The organism is Chthonomonas sp., assembly GCF_035294505.1.
Lineage (GTDB): Bacteria > Armatimonadota > Chthonomonadetes > Chthonomonadales > Chthonomonadaceae > Chthonomonas.
On sequence record NZ_DATGKU010000075.1, the window covers coordinates 1 to 20,188 of the forward strand.

At 55.8% G+C, this 20,188-nt stretch carries 15 protein-coding genes and 1 tRNA gene; 7 read left to right on the top strand and 9 right to left on the bottom strand.

Going from position 1 to position 20,188, the window contains the following annotated elements; translation table 11 throughout:
• From VKV18_RS03750 to VKV18_RS03760, 3 genes are all read right to left on the bottom strand, one after another.
• Nucleotides 1–1,851: GxGYxYP domain-containing protein (locus VKV18_RS03750; RefSeq protein ID WP_324202890.1), on the bottom strand; the 1,851-nt coding region annotated here is incomplete at its 3' end.
• Nucleotides 1,852–1,914: 63 nt separating this feature from the next.
• Nucleotides 1,915–3,237, bottom strand: a complete 1,323-nt coding sequence (locus VKV18_RS03755) for a pitrilysin family protein (protein ID WP_324202891.1) — start codon at nt 3,235–3,237, stop codon at nt 1,915–1,917.
• Nucleotides 3,234–4,559 carry a pitrilysin family protein gene (locus tag VKV18_RS03760; RefSeq protein ID WP_324202892.1) on the bottom strand — a complete coding sequence of 442 codons (1,326 nt, stop codon included), beginning with the start codon at nt 4,557–4,559 and terminating at the stop codon, nt 3,234–3,236. Before VKV18_RS03760 ends, VKV18_RS03755 begins: the two co-directional genes overlap by 4 nt.
• Nucleotides 4,560–5,172: 613 nt before the next feature.
• Here VKV18_RS03760 and VKV18_RS03765 point away from each other — a divergent pair.
• The 4 genes from VKV18_RS03765 (at nt 5,173) to trpC (ending at nt 9,789) form a co-directional block, all read left to right on the top strand.
• Complete coding sequence (locus VKV18_RS03765; protein ID WP_324202893.1) at nt 5,173–6,639, top strand: hypothetical protein; 1,467 nt, start codon at nt 5,173–5,175, stop codon at nt 6,637–6,639.
• Nucleotides 6,640–6,805: 166 nt separating this feature from the next.
• Nucleotides 6,806–7,810 (top strand): hypothetical protein, encoded by a 1,005-nt coding sequence (locus VKV18_RS03770; RefSeq protein WP_324202894.1) that lies wholly within the window; start codon nt 6,806–6,808, stop codon nt 7,808–7,810.
• A gap of 2 nt (nt 7,811–7,812) precedes the next feature.
• On the top strand, nt 7,813–8,850 hold the full coding sequence (gene trpD, locus VKV18_RS03775; protein WP_324202895.1) for an anthranilate phosphoribosyltransferase: 1,038 nt from the start codon (nt 7,813–7,815) through the stop codon (nt 8,848–8,850).
• A gap of 153 nt (nt 8,851–9,003) precedes the next feature.
• On the top strand, nt 9,004–9,789 hold the full coding sequence (gene trpC, locus VKV18_RS03780) for an indole-3-glycerol phosphate synthase TrpC (protein WP_324202896.1): 786 nt from the start codon (nt 9,004–9,006) through the stop codon (nt 9,787–9,789).
• Nucleotides 9,790–9,798: 9 nt separating this feature from the next.
• On the opposite strand, the gene VKV18_RS03785 is transcribed toward trpC, so the two are convergent.
• From VKV18_RS03785 to tatC, 5 genes are read right to left on the bottom strand one after another with little or no spacing between them, the layout of a single operon-like run.
• Nucleotides 9,799–11,499, bottom strand: a complete 1,701-nt coding sequence (locus VKV18_RS03785; RefSeq protein ID WP_324202897.1) for an ArnT family glycosyltransferase — start codon at nt 11,497–11,499, stop codon at nt 9,799–9,801.
• A 15-nt stretch (nt 11,500–11,514) separates the two neighbouring features.
• Nucleotides 11,515–11,688 (bottom strand): hypothetical protein, encoded by a 174-nt coding sequence (locus VKV18_RS03790; RefSeq protein WP_324202898.1) that lies wholly within the window; start codon nt 11,686–11,688, stop codon nt 11,515–11,517.
• Between the two features lie 2 nt (nt 11,689–11,690).
• Complete coding sequence (locus VKV18_RS03795) at nt 11,691–13,991, bottom strand: DEAD/DEAH box helicase (protein ID WP_324202899.1); 2,301 nt, start codon at nt 13,989–13,991, stop codon at nt 11,691–11,693.
• A gap of 17 nt (nt 13,992–14,008) precedes the next feature.
• Nucleotides 14,009–14,818, bottom strand: a complete 810-nt coding sequence (locus VKV18_RS03800; RefSeq protein WP_324202900.1) for a hypothetical protein — start codon at nt 14,816–14,818, stop codon at nt 14,009–14,011.
• A 22-nt stretch (nt 14,819–14,840) separates the two neighbouring features.
• The gene (tatC, locus tag VKV18_RS03805) at nt 14,841–15,806 is read right to left on the bottom strand and encodes a twin-arginine translocase subunit TatC (protein ID WP_324202901.1); all 966 of its coding nucleotides are present in this window, start codon (nt 15,804–15,806) and stop codon (nt 14,841–14,843) included.
• A 178-nt stretch (nt 15,807–15,984) separates the two neighbouring features.
• On the opposite strand from tatC, the gene VKV18_RS03810 reads away from it, so the two are divergent.
• Nucleotides 15,985–16,056: transfer RNA gene (locus VKV18_RS03810), tRNA-Thr, on the top strand.
• Between the two features lie 1,019 nt (nt 16,057–17,075).
• Here VKV18_RS03810 and VKV18_RS03815 read toward each other — a convergent pair.
• A complete protein-coding gene (locus tag VKV18_RS03815; protein ID WP_324202902.1) occupies nt 17,076–18,152 on the bottom strand; it encodes a phosphatidylglycerol lysyltransferase domain-containing protein in 1,077 nt (358 codons plus the stop codon).
• Nucleotides 18,153–18,231: 79 nt separating this feature from the next.
• Between VKV18_RS03815 and VKV18_RS03820 the strand changes: the two genes are divergently transcribed.
• Nucleotides 18,232–18,645, top strand: coding sequence for a metalloregulator ArsR/SmtB family transcription factor (locus VKV18_RS03820; RefSeq protein ID WP_324202903.1), 414 nt, complete (start codon nt 18,232–18,234; stop codon nt 18,643–18,645).
• Nucleotides 18,629–20,170 carry a chloride channel protein gene (locus tag VKV18_RS03825; protein WP_324202904.1) on the top strand — a complete coding sequence of 514 codons (1,542 nt, stop codon included), beginning with the start codon at nt 18,629–18,631 and terminating at the stop codon, nt 20,168–20,170. Before VKV18_RS03820 ends, VKV18_RS03825 begins: the two co-directional genes overlap by 17 nt.
• Nucleotides 20,171–20,188: the final 18 nt, after the last annotated feature.

Genomic DNA, 20,188 nt, shown 5'->3' on the forward strand with positions numbered 1-20,188 from the left:
ACAATCAATGAGTGTTGGCCCCATGCCCCAACCGATGGGAATGGAACCGTGCAGCGGATTCTCGAAGTAATGCCGGAAGAAATCGCGCCAAGTACATAGGTTATCGCCATCCGACATCGTAATGGCCAGGTAGACCTTAGAACGATCGAGCGGAGGCGGTGATGGTGGGGGAGACTGTTGGATATGAGAGAGCCGTACCCCACTGTAAACCGAAAAGTTGGCCACATAGTCGCTCACGGTAGTGATCTTACCAAAGCGGCTGGCCAGCGACACTCCGGGGCCTTCATCAATGCCGATGCCCTCGCCATGCCAATAAAACCCGTGCACCACTGCATTCAGCGGCATGTGGGCAAAAAGATATTTGATCTGCTTCAACTCCGCCCCCATATCGGCACCCGGCCGGTTCTGGGCACGCGGCCCTGTAATCCAGAAGGTGATGCCTCTGGCCGCTATGATGTAGTCAATGGCGCCGCTATCGAGGATGGTGGGGTCTAAACAGAGCGCCAGATAGGGGTTGAGATGCGGCAAAAGCTGCGTATTCAGATAGTGCAGCGCGTCGGCATCGTTCTTGAACCGGCCACGAAGGTCTTGACGTATCGGCAGATGGAGCTGTGCGGCTAGCTGCGGCGTCGCCACCACCAAATTATCTATCGCCGCGATATCTACCGCAATATCCGGGCTTACATAGACCTTCGGGTCGGGGACCACCGCGCCGCGTATCTCCGAGCGGAAGCGCTTGACAAGCGAAAGCGGGTCGTTTACGTAAATAGGGGCGCCGGTCTCCCCCTGTTTCTGCATCTCTTGTAGCCAAAACCGGTCGGAATCCTGAGCGATCATGTAGATGCGCGGTTTCGTTCGATTGACGATGCCCTGCAACGAGTAGAGGAGCACCTTTTGATCAAAGGGGAGATCGCCTATCTCCGCCACATACAGATGCTCGGCAGGCGGTGGCATTTTCGGTTGCAGTGTGGGATAGGGCCGTGGAGGACTAGGCAACACCACATCACGGTAGATGGGCGGCGGCGGCAGACGATCAAGCACGGCAAAAGCCTGCTGTACCTGCCGTGCCGTCAAAAGGTGTTTCTCGGCAAGAGCCGCCAGGGTGCCGCGTGCAAGCATCTGCTCCGTATCCCAGGCGTCGTAATCGCTGTTTTCAGGTAGGTGTGTCCACACATCTACCGCTCCATGGAAAGCGGCGTCATGATGCACGATGATCGCGGCAACGGGTTCCTCCCCTTCCACGAAAATCGGGATCACCCGATCTTCTGGAGGCAAAGTGGAGACATCGAGCGTTTGAGCGTGGGAGGTCTGCTCCCAATTCCGATGGAGCGCACCCAAACCGAGCGGGTCTTGTGGAGCAAGGCGAAGCGGTGCCTGCGGCCCATCCTTAAATCCACCCACACCCATTCCCTGAGGGCCGAAGAGAGCCGGATCACTATCGTGCCCTTCATCTACCCATCCCCTCTTTGCATCGTAGATCACGGCATGGGTAAACGGCACCCCGGAAAGGATAAGACAGCCTCCGGCCTGATGAAAGGCGCGAATGTTGGCGAACGCGCTCGCAGGGTAGGTGTTTCCATAGGGTAGAACCAGTGCTGCATACCTATGGATATTGAAACGTGCTGGGTCGGCTAACGCAGCGGTATTCAAGCCTTCCGCGGCAATGCCCACCCGACGCAGATCGGCCATAACGTGGGCCGGCGATGTTGCGATAGGCACCATGTAGTAAGGAAATCCGCTCTGTTCGTACACAGCCACACGCAACGTAGGTTGCGCACTCGCCGAACGATTCAGGCCAAGCCACAGAACCATTCCACAGAAAAGCATCACAGCTTTTTGCAACTTCGTCACTCTTCTCGACTCCTTATATCTGCTCTGATCCGCATATCTAGTACGGAAACGGTCTTTTCCTACTCAATGCTCTTTATCTGGCGACGGCACTGCAAGCACCGCTACCTGATAGGCGATATATCGCTTTGCGACGGCCAGCAGTTCCTTGGCAGTTACCGCGTGAATCCGCTCTGGCAGATGCTGCAGATAGTCGGCTCCCAAGCCCATAGCAGCATACCATCCCAGCAAGAACGCCCTATCGCTTACCCGCTCCAAAGCAAGCTCTATATGCGCAATGGCCATATTGCGCGCTCTTTCCATCTCCGCCTCCGAAGGCGGGTTCGTAAAGAGGGTTTGCAACTGTGTTTGAAGGAGATGTAGCATCTGCTCGGCTTTGATGGGGTTGCCCGCCTGCTCTCTTGACGCATCCCACTGCGCGTATAGCACAAAAGGGCCGGAGGTCGTTGCCAAATAGTCGGCTCCTACCTGATACCCTATTCCAAGGCGGTCGCGCAACTGCACAAAAAGCCGCGAAGCATGGCCTAGCCCCAGCAACGCCTGCAGCACGAGAAAGGCCGGATAGTCTGGGCTGTCCACTCTGGGTGCTGCCGTCACCACCAACGCATAGGCTGCCGGCCCGGAAGTCTGTACGTGGAGCAGATTGCCTTGCGGAGCTTGCGGCGGGGGCGCTGCGTACGCTGCTGCCGGTAGGAAGGTGTCTTGCATTGGCTCGTCGAGAAAGGCCTCAAAATCGGTTCGTGCCTGTTGGAGGTTAAAGTCGCCGACAACGGCAATGAAGATGGCCGATGGCCGGTAATGCTCCAAGAAATAGCGTTGAGCCCGATCGGGGGTCACCTGCTCAAGAACCGCTTGCGGTGGCTCAACTGTAAGACCGAGTGCCCCTTGTGCTGCCGTTACGGCCGACCGGTAGGCATCGTCCGCCCGCTTCTGCCTTTCCTGAAGGATATCCTGCAAGGCCTTTTGTAAAGCGGATGGCGGAAAATCGGCATGAAACAGAATGTTGCCCAGCATATCGGCCACATTATCGAGCTGAGTGCGATCGGTCAGGCAGCTCAACGCCACATAATCGGGCGTATAGAGCACGTTCAGCACACCGCCCGTTTTCAGGAAAAGCACCTTCACCTTATCCGCCGTCCGTTCGGAACTGCCGTAAATAAGGGCGTGTGCGACCATCAGCCCCTCCGCCTGGCGTAAAGGCAAGCTCTCGCGGGGCGTTCGCACAAAAAGGCTGACGGCCACAAAATGCGAGGAAGGATCGGGCTGTAACAGGACGTGCATGCCGTTATCCAGAGTCATCGTCTGCACGGCCGCATCCAATGCGAATGAGGCACGCGCAAGGGAGACGCTCAGCCAGAAAGCGAGCAGGAGGCAGAGACTCCCTCTCAAGGCCGACGACTCCCCGCCGGCGCCTTCGGAGAGGATGCCGGTTCCATTATAACCGTGAAGGCGTTCTGCTGATTTAGATAGCGAATCAGGAACGGCTGTATGTCTTGTGGGGTGAGGTTTTGTAGGCGTTCCCGCAGACGATCTGGTAAGTCCCCATCGGTTGTAAGCGCCTCTCCTATGGCCGAGGCATAGCCCTCATCGGTTTCTGTCTGATAGTCTAACCGACCGATAGCACGTTGTCTCGCCTCTAGAAATAGCGCCGGCGGCACGGACAAGCGCAGTTGTTGGAGAAGATGGATCAGCTGGAATCCCGTTTGCCTCAACTGCTCTTGCGACTCGGCGCGAAAGGTAAGGATATATAAACTCGGATCGCGGCGTGGCGAGAAATGAACCTGCAGATCGGCTTCGGGGTCTTGATCGGCAAAGGCCATCTGAAGGAGATCCGCCACCACAAAACCGGCGGCTACCATCGTTTTGTTGGCCGCTCGGGGTGCCCGCAGCGCGACACCGGCCATCCATTGCGGGGCGCTTCCTTTCACCGTTAAAAGAGAAACCTCCGGCCACTGCGGCTCCTGATCCGCTACGGTTTGTGGTGATGTTGTTGCTGCGGCCTGCCAGCCTCCAAAAACCTGCTCCACTTCCGGCAGAACCTGCTTCGGCGTCACGTCTCCAACGAGTACGAGCACAGAGCGATCGGGGGTGCAGCAGCGCTGATAGAAGGCCATGAGGGTATCGCGTGCTCGCAAGGCAATTCCTTCCGGCGTGCCGCCCGGCGAACGATGATAGGGGGCATTGCTCGGATAAGTGTGTTCGTAGAGCAGAGTTATAAGGCGATCTATGGGGTCGGCTTCACGACGGGCGAGTTCGTCTAAAATAATCCCTCGCTCTTTCTCCATCGCCGAATCGGGCAACGACGCATGCTGGGCTACATCCCCCACAATCTGTAGCACCGGAGCGAAATGCGCCACCTCCACCGTGGTATAGATGTGTAGGGCATCTGGGCCGGTCTCCGCATCGAGGCTCGCCCCGAAACGCTCGGCGGCAATATCGGCCCCCTCACCAGGCCGCTCGGTGGTTCCTCGAAACAGCATATGCTCTAAAAAGTGCGCCGCTCCGTCCTCACCATGGCGCTCTTCCCTGGCGCCCGCCCGCATCCATAAGTCTATCGCGACCAGAGGCACAGAATGGCGTTCTTTCACCACCACGGTTAACCCATTCGAGAGACGGGTGATGCACAAAGAGCTGCTTTCGGCCTTACAAGCCTGCCAAGCTCCTAGAACGAGCCAACAGCCGAGAAGGCCTATGGCAAAACGGGTCTTCATGATGAGCGCATTGTACCGCAAATTTGCGATTTGAGGGTAGTTAAATCCTATGAGGGTGGTTGAATCCTAACTTAGCGGTTATCTATCCTTATCGAAACAAGAATAGAACCTTCTAACGCCATGTACATAACTTTTACGTTGCAACTCTTGACAGGCAAAAAAGAATATAATAAACTTAATTTATACTCTTGATGGGAGGTTCGGATCGCGATGAAAAAGACCCGTTATCCCTGGTTGTTTGCGTTTACAATTTTTCTGGCAACCAGTAGCAGCTAAATGGCCTTTACACGACCGGCACCTGACGCCCTTCTCAGATTTCAATTCCTTTTTGTGGAGGTCTGCAAATATGTTACGCTGGAAATAACTTCTCTCCTGCAGTCTACTCGCTAATCTCTTTTGCCTCGCTGCACAGGCTCAAGTAACCCCCTCTGGCTTCCAAAACGATAAACGCCTTCAACAACCTGTCTCCGCCTCCGTAGCCTATACCTCCTTAGCCCAATTCCTGCGGACGCTCTCGCAACAAGCCCATGTCCCCCTCCGCATTGACCCAAAAGAACCCTACTCAGGAACCGAAATCTGCGCCTTCTTCCAACAACAACCCCTCGGCAACGTGATGAAAGCTCTCCGCTCCCTCCTTAGCTACCAACACGCCGAATGGCTCTGGCAGAAAGAGGGAAACGGCTATCGTCTGTTGCCCACTGCCGATGCTATCGCCTTACCTCAACGCTTTCAGGAAGAGATGGATGCCGACTTCTTGGCAAGACTGCATGAGGGCGCCATCCTCGCCGCTATGACCCCCGAAGAACGGCTGCGCCATCTTAAAGAGGTGATGTATGTCTGCGGTATAGATGACCCACTGTTCTGTCAAATACATCATATAGATGCAAAGAAGAGAGCAGAGATGGAGGCAAAGGATGTCTATTGGGGCTGGTTTCGTTTAGTGGACAGTGGCCTCTCTCTTGCAGAGAAACAGCAGTTGCTAGCAGGAGTTCCCATCATGCTTTCCTTTAACCAGCTTCCTGCAGATGTGCAACAGTCTATGTTGGAGCTGTGGCACCGTATGCCAAATGGGCCTAGCTCGCCCACTTGGGTGCAACTGCAACTGTCTAATGATGTACCTCAAAATGATCCTAACATGGCGTGGGGAATTGAGAAGTCGCTCTGGCTCACTATTCAAAACGTGGGTACCGTTGGTGCTACTGGATTTTGGGAAGAGAACATTTGGCGTTGGTATAAGCGGTGGCTGTTACCTGAGGATACCCCCTCCGACCCGCAAGAACTCCAACCCCTCCCTAACGGCTTCCCCTACCAACCTCAAGTGACACCACTACCCCCTAACCCTGACCCTAAAACCCTCGCCAAACTTAAACCCATCACCAACTGCACCCTCCTCGACAGAATGCAAGAGATCGCTGCCAAACTCCACATCCCCCTCCTCGCTACCCTCCCCCATGACCCAGAACAGATTTACGGCCCACTTACCCTCAACCCTCCAAAAACCCTCGCCGACTACCTCCAAGGCTTCTCCTCCTACCCCGAAAAATGGCTCTACCATAAGTGGAACAGTGGGCTGCTCCTCGTTAGCTACCCACGATGGCCCCTCGACCAAGCCGCTTCCCTCCCCGAATACCTCCTCCAACTCCTCCGAAAAAACCTCCAACAACAACAAGGGCTCTTCACCCTCTCCCTCCTTCGACAGCTCTTTGCCCAAATGACCCCCTTCCAACAACATGCCTTTGCTCAACGCTTTATCTCTCAAGCCGATCCTCAAGGCCATTTTCCGGTGTTTCTGTTCATGTTGGCTCACCCCGAATTAGAGAGTGCTTCGGGCATGCCTCTTACGCCTGCCTTGACCCTGGAAGTCGAGAACCTGCACCTACCGGCCTATTCAGCTTGGCATAAGGAGGTGTTTGTGGCGTTGAAAGTCTCGGTGTTTGACAGGGACATAGGGGGTCGGCTTATGCGTGAGTTTCGGTTGGTTGGGGAGACAACCGACCAGAGGTGGGTACCGTTGGAGGGGATATTGACGGGAGCGGTTCCCGCATCCTTTTGGCAACCGGAAGAGCCACCGCAAAAGTAAACCTTTTAGCAGAACAAAATTTGGCGGCGCCTCCTCACCGCTCTTTAGAGCAGGGAGGAAGTGCCGCCTAGCTCGTAGTACCGGCCTCCTTTCTATCCCAGCCCCATGTTTTGGTATTAGGGGAGATTTAGGGTAAATTGATACTGCTTTGCAACGGAGAGCTACGATGCGAATCCTTGGTTTTCATATTGGTAAAGAGAAACTGCTTTCCTTTTCAGATTTTTGCACCCTCATACGTCGTGCGGCGCAAGAGGCTCACCCGGCAGCCAAGTTTGCCCCAGCGGCCAACGGCTTCACCATGGTGCTCGATGGGCGCATGCAGACCTGCAACCTGCGCGGGCTTTATGCCGCCTACTGTAAAGAGCCGCACAAGCGGGACGCTCTTATTATGGAGTTTCTCGATTCTTTAGAAACGGAGGCACCGGCAGGCACCTGGTACGATACTCAAGCGATGCTACGCCCTTCCCTGCGCAGCCGTCAATTTCTCGCCGATGCCCAACGCAGCCTTCAACGTCAAAAAGTGCCCGACAGCCTCCCGGCCGTTCACTTTCTTGGGGAGCTTTATGTCATCGTAATGGCCGAACATCGTAGCCGTATCTGGGCGGTTACCCAAAACCTCTTGGACGGATGGGGAGTAACCGTTGAACAGGCGTTGGAGCAGGCCATGAGCAATATGAGCATTATGGCGTTTCCGAACATTGTGAGCGTGATGCATGGAGGGCCGCTTAATCAAGAAGCTGGCTTTGTCTTTGAAGGAAACTACCTTACATCGAGCTGGCTTCTTTTCGAGCGATTTCGCAACTACGTGGGGCAGCGTCTGCAAAGCAACTTCGTGATCGCCGTGCCGAATCGAAGCCGCCTCATCGTGGTTCGTGACGACATGCCTTCCCTTATTGCCAGCGTACAGCAAGCCAACCGGAATTTTCACCTCCAACCCTATCCTCTCACCAATCAACTCTACCATGTGGATATTCGGGCGACGGGCGGCATTGTCTCGGTCTATCAACCTCAAGGCGAGGGGGAAAGGCTCTCGCCCGACAGCCCCTTTGCCGGCGCCGTATGGCAAAACCCCTCCTTGCCCAGTATATCGCAAGCGGCTCAGGGGCTTCCTCAGCCTACCCTTATGAATCCTTGGGAGAGTTTTAGCGAACCTACCGAAGAATCGGTCTAACCATGTTAAAACAGATATTGAACGAGCTTGTATTAGGCAAAAACCTCACCCGCGAACAGGCAGCCCAGCTTATGCAGCTCCTGATGGAGGGGGAAGCGACCTCGGCACAAATAGGGGGGCTTCTGGTAGCCTTGCGCATGAAGGGCGAAACCGTAGAGGAGATCACCGGTTTTGCCCAAGCCATGCGCACCCGCCTCCAGCCGGTTCAACCACATAGCACCCCCCTGTTAGATACCTGCGGAACCGGCGGAGGGCGTTTTCGCGTGTTCAACGTCTCGACAGCCGTCGCCTTTGTGCTCGCCGCGGCCGGAACCCACGTGGCGAAACACGGCAATCGCGCCGTATCCGGAACTTGTGGAAGTGCCGACGTGCTAGAAGCCCTCGGTGCACGTATTGACCTTAGCCCCTCACAATGTGCCCGATGCATAGATGAGGTCGGGGTGGGTTTCCTATTCGCTCCTCTCCACCATCCGGCCCTCAAACATGTGGGTGGGCCTCGACGAGAATTGGGCATTCGCACCGTCTTTAATCTCCTCGGCCCATTGGTCAACCCGGCAGGAGCAACGCTCCGCCTCATGGGCATCTACGATGGAGCGCTTTGCCGAACGGCCGCCGAAGCCCTGCATGCCCTTGGCACGACAAGCGCCATTGTAGCCCACGGCGACATCGGCGTTGGGGAGATCGCCACCGTGGGCACTACCCTTATTGCGGAGTTGCGCGACGGGCAAGTCGAAACCTACCCCCTTACCCGACGCGACTTTGGGCTTTCAGCGGAGGAGCCTTCTTTAGCAGACCTCGCTCCAGAAGCCACGCCGGAAGCCAATGCGGCGCTCCTGCGTCGCGTTCTTACACCTCAATACGACGATGCCACAACACGCGCCAAACGCGAGCTGGTGGCCGTTAACGCCGCCGCCGCCCTGCGCGTTTGCGGTTATGTGGAAGACTGGCCGGATGCCCTTCAAATGGCACAAGACCTTATTGCCTCTTGCAAGCCCTTAGAGACTCTGGAACACTTTGTGGCGTTTACGCACCAAGTCTAACCGCCCTTGTTCTCTTTCTATGGCCTAAGAGAGAAGAACCAACCCTCGTACAAGAACATGCAACCGACATCGTTGCCTATACGCTATAATCAAACAGGCCGTGCCAAGCACCTTAAAACGAGAAACTAGGATACCGAAACGAGGACGAACCCGATGAGCATGCTATCAGAGATACTGGCCACCAAACGCACCGAAGTGGCCTACCGCGCAGAACGCATCCCGCTACAACTCCTTCAAGAACGCCTTATTGACGCCCCTCCCCCTCGCGATTTTGTGAAGGCGTTGCGTCAAACACCAGGCCCAACCCTCATTGCCGAGGTGAAAAAAGCTTCGCCGTCAAAAGGTGTCATTCGAGCCGACTTCGACCCTATCGCCATAGCGAAAGCCTATGCCGAAAACGGTGCCGCTTGCCTCTCCGTGCTCACCGATGAACCCTACTTTCAAGGGAAACTCGACTATCTCACCGACATCCGTGAGGTCGTTTCCCTGCCTCTTCTGAGAAAAGACTTTATAATAGACCCATGGCAGATTGTGGAGAGCCGCGCCGCCGGCGCCGATGCCATCCTGCTCATTGTGGCGGCCCTCTCGCCCTGCATGCTGCGTGATCTTCTGCGGCTTTCTCAAGAATACGGAATGGCCGCCCTTGTTGAAGTCCATGATCGAGAAGAGCTACAGGAGGCTCTCGATGCCGGTGCTAACCTCATCGGCATCAATAATCGCGATCTCCACACCTTCCAAACCTCCCTAACCGTCACCTTCGACCTCCTTAAAGAGCTTCCACCCGATCCTAACCGCACTATCGTTAGCGAGAGCGGCATCTTTACCCATGACGATGTGGTGCGGCTAGGCGAGGCCGGAGTTCATGCCGTGCTCATTGGCGAAGCGCTCATGCGAGTGGCCGATGTGGGAGCCAAAGTACGCGAGATTCTCGGCCATTAGCTCCGTTGACTACCGCATTGGCGCGTACTTGGGCGCGATGCAAACGGTGATCTTGGGGCACACGTAGAGAAAATCGTCGGGAATGATGGTTTGCCAAGGAGGGGCACCCCAGGGCGGCCCGGAACCGAAACGAACCCGCCTATAGTCGGAAGGAATATCGGCAAGAAAACGTTGGGCGGCGGGCAAGGCAAGCCGCAACGGATGCATTGTCTCAACGTTGGAAAACACGACCGCATCGGGCGGTGGCGACAACACCGACGGGTCCCATTCCTCAGAAGGGATGCGTAACTGAAATCGGGTGACCTCTTCAGCCGCTTTCGCGCGTTGAACGGGAGAAGGTAGCCCAAAAAGCGGCGATAATGGAGGCGAGTAGAACCACGGGATCGTGGCAAAAGCAACGGAGGCACCGGGAGGCAAAACGCGCCAAAGATAGGCGGCGGCCTGATCCTGCGGTGTGGGTGCCACCATTCGCCGCACCCACCCCATGGATAGTAAAAGCGTTAGCAGCGCCACCACCCCGAAGAGGCCCCATTGCAACCGTCCTCCGGCGCTATTTCTTTGCAAAACCGCCTCTAAACCCCGTGCGGCCAGCACAGTGAGGGGAATAAAAAGCGGCAAGGTATAGCGTGCAAACCGCACCGCAGAGAACCCGATGATAAGAAAATAGAGGCCTGTAAACAGCAGCAGGAGCTTGTCGCCCATCGTGCGACGCCTCCACGCCACAATAACGCCCCATAAAGCCGCGGCATAGAGCGGAAGCCCTAGCCCCCACGGCAAGGAGATAACCAGGTGATACCACCACCCAGGCCCGGTGCGTACAAACAACAATCCATGCCCCTGACGCGAGTGAACAAAAAGCTCGTAATAGACCCCGGAGCCAGGGTAGCCCGGGAGACCATTCCAGAAAGCATTCCAGTTCACCAAAGGGCCGGGGCATCCAATAAAAAACGCCAGCAGTGCACCCAGTGCCACAACCCCGGCCATCCTCAGCCTGTTCAGGCCTTTAGCCCAAAACAGCACCATGAGAGGCGCTACCACCACAACACCCGCGGTATATTTTGTCGCGGCAGCCAGCCCAACCCAAATTCCGGCCAACAGGCCATCGCGCACGCTGCCCCCCTCTGCCAATCGCGCACTCCATAAGAGTGCGAGCGCCACAAATAGGTTCGCCGGTACATCCACCGCCAGAAAATGACCATACACCACGGCTAAGGGCGCCGCTGCATAAAAGAGACTGGCCCACCACCCAATTCGCTCTCCATAGAGGCGCTTTCCTAAAGCAAAGACCACGGGGATGGTGAACGTACCCATGAGAACGGTAACAAGACGCCCCACAAGAAAGAGGGCGGCCTGATGCGCTGCGTTAGGCGATTGAGGAGTCGGAAGCAGCCCATAGCCCGCCGCTATCGTCTCTGCCAAACTTACAAGGTAGAAATAGAAAGTACCGTAGTTATAAAACCCGATGTCGAACTTGAGATGGGGAATATCTGCCTGAAGCGCCGCATTCAAATTGATAAGCTCATCGGGATGGTAGGTTGCGAAAGGATGGTGGGCATTTGGCAAGCTCCACGTGATGCCGACCAGACGTAGCCCAAACCCTAGCAGCGTTATGCAACCAACTACCAGAACGGTTTTCCAAGAAAGCCCGAAGACAGAGGCTTTCACGCTACTTGGCGCTGCTGCTGCGCCGATAGGCTCCTCGACCTCCAACCTCTCTCGTTCCTTTCAAGGCTGTAGCACAATGCGAGCCGGTTGCGGGTGGAGCGCGTGCGGAGAAAACCAGGCTGCATAGGCTACCCCTAGCATAAGCAACACCAAAAGCACAACCCTCAACCAAAAGGCGCGTCGAGCACGGGCTCGTCGTTGGGCCAAATAGCTCTTCTCAGTCTTCGGCTTCACCCCTATCCCCTCGCCTCCACAACAGATTGCTTTTGCCCCAGCAGCAGATTTAGCAACTCTAAGGCCCCCCGTTTGTCTAGCGGCTGATTGTTATTTCCACATAGTGGCGATTGCACGCACGAAGGGCAACCTTCCTCGCAGGGGCATTGTTGGAGCAGTGAGCGGGTCGCCTCCAACAAAAACAGCAGGTTCTCGTAGGCCAACTCGGCAAGACCGACCCCACCGGGGTAACCATCGTAGATAAAAACGCTCGGCAAAGCGGTATCCGGATGCTGAAAGTAAGAGACCCCTCCCACATCGTCCGGATCGGTACCACTTAGCAGCGGCATGAGACCGATAGCCGCGTGCTCCAAAGCGTGCAGGCTCCCTAGCAGGTCTTGGGTGAACCTGGCAAGGAGCAGACAAAGCGACGCCGGCACCGTAAACCATAGGGCTTCGGTCTCATAGGTCTGCTCCGGCAGGTCTAAAGGCTCTATGCTCAACACCTCCTCGGTGTAAAGCTTTTTACGTTGATAGGAAACCACTTTGTTGGTGACCACAACCTCCCCGAAGTAGGCGGTAAAATTTGCGAAGTTCTGCGAACTTCGTGCGCGCAGCACCACCAAATGGGTGGTGCTGCTGGAACGGGTATAGTAGTTGACCGCTGCAGGACGTACGATGGCCCGGCGCCCTTCTATGTCTAGCTCCTCCACTTGATAGGTCTCACCCATATGCAGATAGATCGCTCCCGGATGGAGCGCCCGAAAAGCCCTTGCCGGTTCTTCCGTTCCGACCAGCTTCCCAAATATATCTTCAATGCGGAAGGGAGCGCCACCGGTAGAGCGTATGTTAACCCTCGCGGCAGGATAGTCTCCGGCGTTATAAAGCCACCGGCTACCGCGGCGCACCAGCGTGCCTTCCTCTTCTAACACCTTGAGGCAACCTGCGGCAGCAGGGCCTAAAAGCGTCAAATCCTCTTCGGAGAGGGCTTGCTCGTAGGCCGCACAGAGCAGATGTTCGCGCAGAATGCGCGGGTTGTCGGGGTTTAAAGCAACATGTTCGCACGTTCTGTTGAAGAAATAGTCGGGATTGTTCATGAGGAACTGTTCCAGAGGGCTGTCGTAGGCTACTAACACACTTAAAGCGGGCGCTTCCCCTCTACCGGCACGTCCGGCCTGCTGCCACGTAGAGGCCACCGAGCCAGGATAACCGGTAAGGATAGATGCCTGCAGCCCACCAATGTCAATGCCGAGTTCTAGGGCGTTGGTAGAGGCTACCCCCAATAGCTGCCCGGAGAACAGCTGCTCTTCCACCTGGCGGCGCTCCTTTAAGGTATAGCCGGCCCTATAGGCCGCAACGCGATCCACAAGTTCCGGCGCCTTGGTCTGCAACTGGTTGCGCGCATAACGAAGAATAAGCTCGGCGCTTTTGCGGGCTTTGGTAAAAACAATGGTGCGTACCTCCTGTGACACAAGATCACAGAACAGCCTCGTGGCCTCGGTATGGGTGCTGACTCGCGTGTTGTTACCCTGATCGATAAGAGGAGGATTCCAAAACACGAATGTTCTGCGTCCGGCAGGGGCCCCATTCTTATCTACGATCACCGGATCGGACACGCCGGTGAGCCGCTCGGTCAGCTCCTGGGGATTGGCGATGGTTGCCGAACAACAGAGAAACTGTGGGTTCGCCCCGTAGTGGCGACAGAGGCGACGCAATCGGCGTAGCACCTGGGCCACGTGGGCACCAAATACCCCCCGATACACATGCATCTCATCTATCACCACGTAGCGTAGGTTCGCAAGAAAGCTCGTCCACTGCGTATGTCCGGGAAGGATACCGAGATGCAGCATATCGGGGTTGGTGAGCACGATGTGAGCGGAACGACGAACCGCTCGGCGCTCGTCGGCGGAGGTATCGCCATCGTAAGAGGCAAAACGCACCGTGGGAAACAGCCCCAAGGCGTTTAGCTTGCCGAGCTGATCTTGCGCCAAAGCCTTTGTTGGAAAAAGGTAAAAAGCACGCGCCCTTGGTTGCTCTAGCACCGTCTGAATAACCGGCACATTGTAACAGAGCGTTTTGCCGCTGGCCGTGGAGGTCACAATGGTGACATGCTGCCCCTCCAGTGCAGCATTGATGGCCTCCGCCTGATGGCTATAAAACTGCCTTATTCCCTGAGAACGCAAGGCGCGCTCCAGTTCCGGATGGAGCGCGCGCTTGAGTTCCCCATAGCGAGCCGATTGGCCGGGAATGCGCTCGACGTGCGCTATCTGGCCTCGATAGAACTCCGACCGGCGCAAGTCTTGCAGATAGCCATCGAAATCCATTGTATGCCGCAAACTTCTTAAGGATTCGCCGACCCACCGGCATTCTTATTGTCTGTATCCGTTACCAAGGTGGTCTCCGAGTCCCAACTGATCGGCCCATAGTTTAGGGTGGGAAGGTTTTTCACGCTGGACTTGGCATAGACCGTAGAGCCATCCTTCGGGTTCATGTAGACCGTCGTCTTCACCGTCATCACCGTGCCCATATCATCGGCAACGGCCTCCATGGTCTGCTCGACCTTCCAGCAGTTCTGCCCGTGATAGACCACCATGCCGTCGTAGGTATCTTTGAGGGTAGCCTGTTTGCCCTTTACTAGCGGGTCGTCAAAGGTAGACTGCCACGTATCCCCCGGTTTCACGGGGTGATCCGGCAAAACCACATGGACAGAAGCCTCTAAAAGAGCTGCCGCTTGGGGCGCCACGGGGGCAGTGTCGTCCCCGTTCTTTTGGCCTACCAACACCAAACGCCCCTGTTTATCGAAGGTTACCGAGAAGGGCGGTGGAGGTGGAGTAGGCTGCGGCCCTGATCCTAAATCCAGTGTGGCGCTTCCAGGAGTTACCGTAATTACGACAGAGCCATCCGGTTTTATCTCTGTTATCGCACGCTGGGCCGTTGTGATAAAGGTAACCTGCGATTGGCCATCGGGCGCCATCACATGGGCGACCGTTTTCATGGTTACCGTCGTCCCTTTTTCAAACTTGTAGGCCAGCGTCACCGCTTGGTCTGCGGCCCCCTGAGTTTGTGTTGTATCTTGGGAACGCGCAACAAGTGAGGTCGTGCCGATGAGGCCACTTAAAGCCATGCCAAGGTAAACAGTTCTTAGCGACATACTGAATGCTCCTTTGTCATTTTTAGGCGGTTCCAGGACGCGGCTGCTGAGAGCGCGACGCCCTGGCTTGATCGCGTATTTTAATCCACTCCACGAGACGCACCAGGAAATAACTGCCGAAGTAGAGAACGAGTAGCGGTATCACCATAAGCGTCCACGAGATGATGTCGTTAGAGGGGGTAAGTAGTCCACCGACCACGGCGATGAGCACTCCCCAGCGCCATTGCTTGATAAGGCTTTTTGAATTAACGATGCCTAAATAGGTGCCGGCCATCAGCACCACAGGCAGTTGAAAGGCCACCCCGAAGGCCGCCATCATCTTTACCATGAACACGATGTAGTCGTTGGGGTCTTGCATGAGCGTGGCGCCGGGTGGAAAGTCGCTTAAGTAGGAAAGGAACCAGCCCATCGCATAGAACATGGTGACGTAGGCCACCACCACGCCGAAAAGCAGCAGAAACACAGAAATGGGAAACATAAGTCGCAGAGGTCGCCGCTCCTCCGGCGTAAGGGCAGGCAATACGAAGGCCGCCGCTTCCCATAGGACGAAGGGGATAACCAGAATAAAGCCGAAAAGCAGGCTCAATTTAAGGCGCACAAGAAACATTTCGTGGAAATTACGAAATACGTCGCCGATTACCGGCTTTTGGCCGGGGTGCTGCAAGCCCCAAATCACCAACTCGCGCAGGTTCTCGATATCCTGATAGGTCGGCGGATTATGAAGAGGTGGGATATAGATGCGACCATCCGGGCCAAAGACGATCTTATTTGACGATGCCGCATTGGCAACAACGCGCTGCTTATCCAAGCGCTCGATCTGTTTGGCCAAGGGTTGATAGAGGAAGTTGTAGATGGGAGTGAACACCTGGTAGGCCAAAACGGCGCCCACCAGCACATAAAAGAGCGAGCGGATAATGCGCATCCGTAGCTCTGCAAGATGCTCGGTAAGCTCCATTCGTTTTTCATCGTAGTGTGGTGTTTTGGCCATACCCCGTTCCCTTCACCTCAAAAACCCTAACCTCACCATCACCCTCAAGGCGACAAGTGTTTCTATAAAACGCGGTTTCTGCTTTTCTTTTGCGATTATACCCTAGGAAGCACCTTGTAGGTTCCCCGCGCTGTTTGACATTTGGGCGGTTTGTGCAGTATACTGCACAGTGATACGTGCCGACGTGGCGCAGCGGTAGCGCAACGGTTTCGTAAACCGTCGGTCGTCGGTTCGAATCCGACCGTCGGCTTTTCTATTTTGTGCCGTCTAACCTCTGCATCGGTGGGCGATCTCCCATCTTTGATTTCCCAAAAAGCTTCTATCTTTTTTCATAAATAGTCTACGCGCGGAAACCGCTCCCTTTAGGAACGCGGAGGAAGCGCGATCTCCTTTCGTGTTGGTTTGCTGACATTTGACGAGTGATCCGGAGAATTGATCTGTTGCCCAGAATTGTTGTTTGTGTGTTGTGCGGTTGCGCTGGCCTCTTGGCTTCGCTTTCGAGGTGGCATGGAAGGCCAACGCCCTCGCCCTACAGGGGGAGGGGCACCTCGCGGTGGGCAACTCAGCGGCCTGGATCAATTTCTTAATCGTCTCTTTCTCTGGCCGCTGCGTTGCTGTCCGCAAGGACGAAAGGAGGGGATAGGGGGCGAGCAAGATTGGCTTGCTTCACGAATTGGCTCTAGAACCGAAGCCATTGGCAGTTTCTGTTGCCTCACCCCCCACCCCTGCAAAGCACATGCTCTTCCCCCTCAGAACCGGTAGGAATGGAAAACGCAAGATTTCTCGCCTTCGGCTCGAAATGACAGTTGTCTTCGGCTCGAAATGACAGTTGTTCATCTCGCCTGCGGCTCGAAAGGACGGTTGTATCACCCGCTCTTCAAGGCACACGCCCTTCCTCTCAAGGCCCCCACCCCCACTCCCCTCTCCCTGATAGGGGGAGGGGAGACCAATAAGCTTATTGGCAGTTTTCTATGATAACCTTCCCTTCGGAAACTCAACACAACCGCCCCCTTTCTCCCTAATAGGGGGAAAGGAGGGGATAGGGGGCGAACAAGGCAGGCTTGCTGTGCAAATTGGCTCTAGAAACGCTAGCCTCTCCAGCCCCACCCCCACCTCTCTGAACTGGTAGGAATGGAAAACGCAAGATTTCTCGCCTTCGGCTCGAAATGACAGTTGTTCATCTCGCCTGCGGCTCGGAAGGACGGTCGTATCACCCGCTCTTCAAGGCACACGCCCTTCCCCTCAGTGAGAATGAAATAAGAAGACCGCTCAGCCAGCTCCCCACATTCGTCTCCACTCCCATCCGGCAGCACGCATCAAAGCGCGCATTAGGTAGAGGCTCAAAGGCTCTTGGGTGAACGCGGCAAGAATGGCGAATAAGTCTTTTGGAGTGAATTGGGGAGCGTTTACCACAGCATACACATTTTCCCAACGATCGGGAGCAAGTCTCGCCCGAAAGGCCTCGATGCCGTGAAAGTTATAAAACCGTCTTCCATGCGCGCGTGCCCACTGCACCACCCAACGTAGCCACAGCGCCTCTATACCCTCCTTTTTGCCATGAAGGGTCAATGGCGTTAGGCCGAGCGATACAACCTCCGCGTCGCGCACAGCACCCATCAGGGCGTCGAGCAATAACTCGCTGGTACCGTTTGGTGCCCCTGCACTACGTACCAACTGCTCTACCAGCCACCCCTTCCGCTTCGGGATCGGAGTTGCAATGAGGAAGGCAACGGGAATGCCTGCACGTTCCGCAACGAACACCCGACGGTCGTACAGATGGGCTAAAATATCCGGTTCCACAAGAAAATGCATAGGAGGAAGCGTATGCCGGCTCAGCCAATCCCTTAAGCATGCCCGTAAAGCCCCACTGTCGGCGACGCACTCCACAGGCCATTCGTGTGCCTCAACCCCTTTGTTTCGCGCCCGGCGAATCTGGGCGCGGATCGAAGGATGTGTCTCTAGAGTCCGCGTCCAACAACTCGGAATCCAAACGGGCTGTGCCCCAAGCCGCATGCGCCCTCTATTGTCTAAAAGCTCGGCATCCTCTTCTTCCACCCCAAAATAACAGACCCGACACCCGGCTCCGGCAGCTTCGTGCTCAAACAGCTCTATAGCCTCTCGCCGCCTATCTAACGAGGCCATTGGCAAGCCCACCACAATGCGTGTATGTCGGCGCTCCACATAACCCACCAAAGCCGGCAGATGAAGATAAGCCCGTAGCGTAACTCCAGGCAGCAACGTCTGATAGGCGATGGATTGTCGGCCGTAGCGACGAACCATAGCATGTGCCCACAGGCGCGCATCTACAATGCAGTGTGTCGCCAAGGCTTGCACATCTTGTTTCAAAACGGTAGATGCCATGAGATAATCAGGTATAATCTTACCTGGAATATTCAAAATTTTGCATATTATGGAAATGCTCCCTATGACGAATACGAATAGGCAAACTAAAAGTGTCGTTCCTCACGCCCAGGCCGAAGCAAGAAGCTATTTGGTGCCCATCTGCAAAATCTTTGCGGCCTTGTCGCATCCGGTGCGCCTCCAAATCATAAAGCGGCTTTGTCAGCATCCGTGCACGGTGAATGCCCTAGCACAGGAGTTGGGCATTGCACAACCGGCTGTCTCCCAAAACCTCGCCGTTCTCAACCAGGTAGGCCTTGTAGTGGCAGAAGCCCAAGGCACACACCGTCTCTATCGCATTCGCGGGCCGCGTATTGCCCTTATGCTCGCGCTCCTAGAGGAGTTTTGTCGCGTGCATGAGCTTGAAAAAGAGCAGGCCGACTTTTCCCTAGAACAACTTCATGAAATGTTGATTCAACACCATGTCCTTACCCGATAACTCCTCCGCCCAAAAGCCGACATCGCCCTCAGCAGAATCTGAAACAGGGCAACCAGAACGGCCTACCATTGCCGTTTCCGGTGTTGAGACCTACACCCCCTTACCGCCAGGTGCGCCCACCGAAACCTATGCAGCCTATCGGTGGTATCTAGAGCAGGCGACGCTGCTCATCAATACCTTCAAATGGGCAGTACTTGGAACTGCAGTTGGCATCTTGGCCGGTCTCGGCGTTCGTCTATACCTGTTCGTACTGAATCACGCCATTGGGTTTGGGCATGCCCTTGATCGCTTTGGTGTACCGCACTTTTGGCTCCTGCCGCTTATCCTTCCTCTCTGCGTGCTCTTAGCCCATGTTACCACGCGCCAAAAAGCGCACGACGACCTCGAACCGCAGGAAGGCACCGATGCCGTGATCGAAGCGATCCATACCCGCAGCGGTCGCCTCGACCCCTTTGCCATTCCGGTACGCCTCTTTCTTAGCATTCTCACGCTGTTCGGCGGAGGCTCGGTAGGTAAGGAGGGGCCGGCCGCACAGATCGGGGCCATGTTCTCTAGCCTCCTCTCCGACCTTCTGCGCCTTTCAGATGAAGACCGACGCCGCCTCGTGATCTGCGGGGTCAGTGCCGGTTTTGCCGCCGTCTTCGGAACTCCTATTTCCGGCGCCCTCTTTGGTGTGGAGGTGCTTTACCTAGGCCGATTGGAATACCCAGTGCTTTTTCCATGCATTGTAGCCGGCATTGTGGGCCATCTTGCTTGTGGTGCCTCGCCTCCCGTGCCCGTGCTTGTTCCCGGCCATGGGCACACCCGCCAGCTCTCCCAACCCATGCTTGTCGCCCTAAGCCTGCTTTCTGGGGTCTTCTTCGGTCTTGTCGCCATGCTTCTCATCGAGACCATGCGATTTCTCGATCAACAGCTACGGCGTTTTGCACAACACCCCTTTTGGGTTGCGGCATTTGGTGGAACGGCCCTGGCCGTGCTCTACCAACTTGCCGGTTCTGGCTATGCAGACCTGAGTGAACCCCTCATTAGATCGGCTCTTGAGGGAACGGCTAAAATTATGCTTTTCGCCTTTCTGGTAAAGATCGTCGCAACTTCGCTTAGCCTAAAAACCGGCGGTGCCGGCGGCATCGTTACCCCTCTTTTCTTCATCGGCTCTACAGCGGGCGCTGCTCTGGCGCAGCTTCTTCATCTACCCGTCCCCCTCTTCGCCCGATTCGGCTTTGTTGCCGTCCTCGCTGCGGCCGCCAACACCCCTATAGCCGCCTCGGTGATGGCCCTTGAACTGCTTGGAGGCCATTTCGGCGTAGAAGCCGCCCTCTGTGCCTGCACCGCCTTCCTTATTGTAGGCCACCGCAGCGTCTTCTCCAGCCAATATCTGGGCTATTCCAAAGCGGCAGGACTTTTGCCTACGCTCGACGTACCTATAGGCAAGATCGTTCCTGCCGACATTCAACTGCATGAAAATACCTTCCTAAAACGCCTCGAACGGGCCATCCAGAAACGACGCAGGACAAAAGACGAATAGGTATCGCCGCATTAGGAG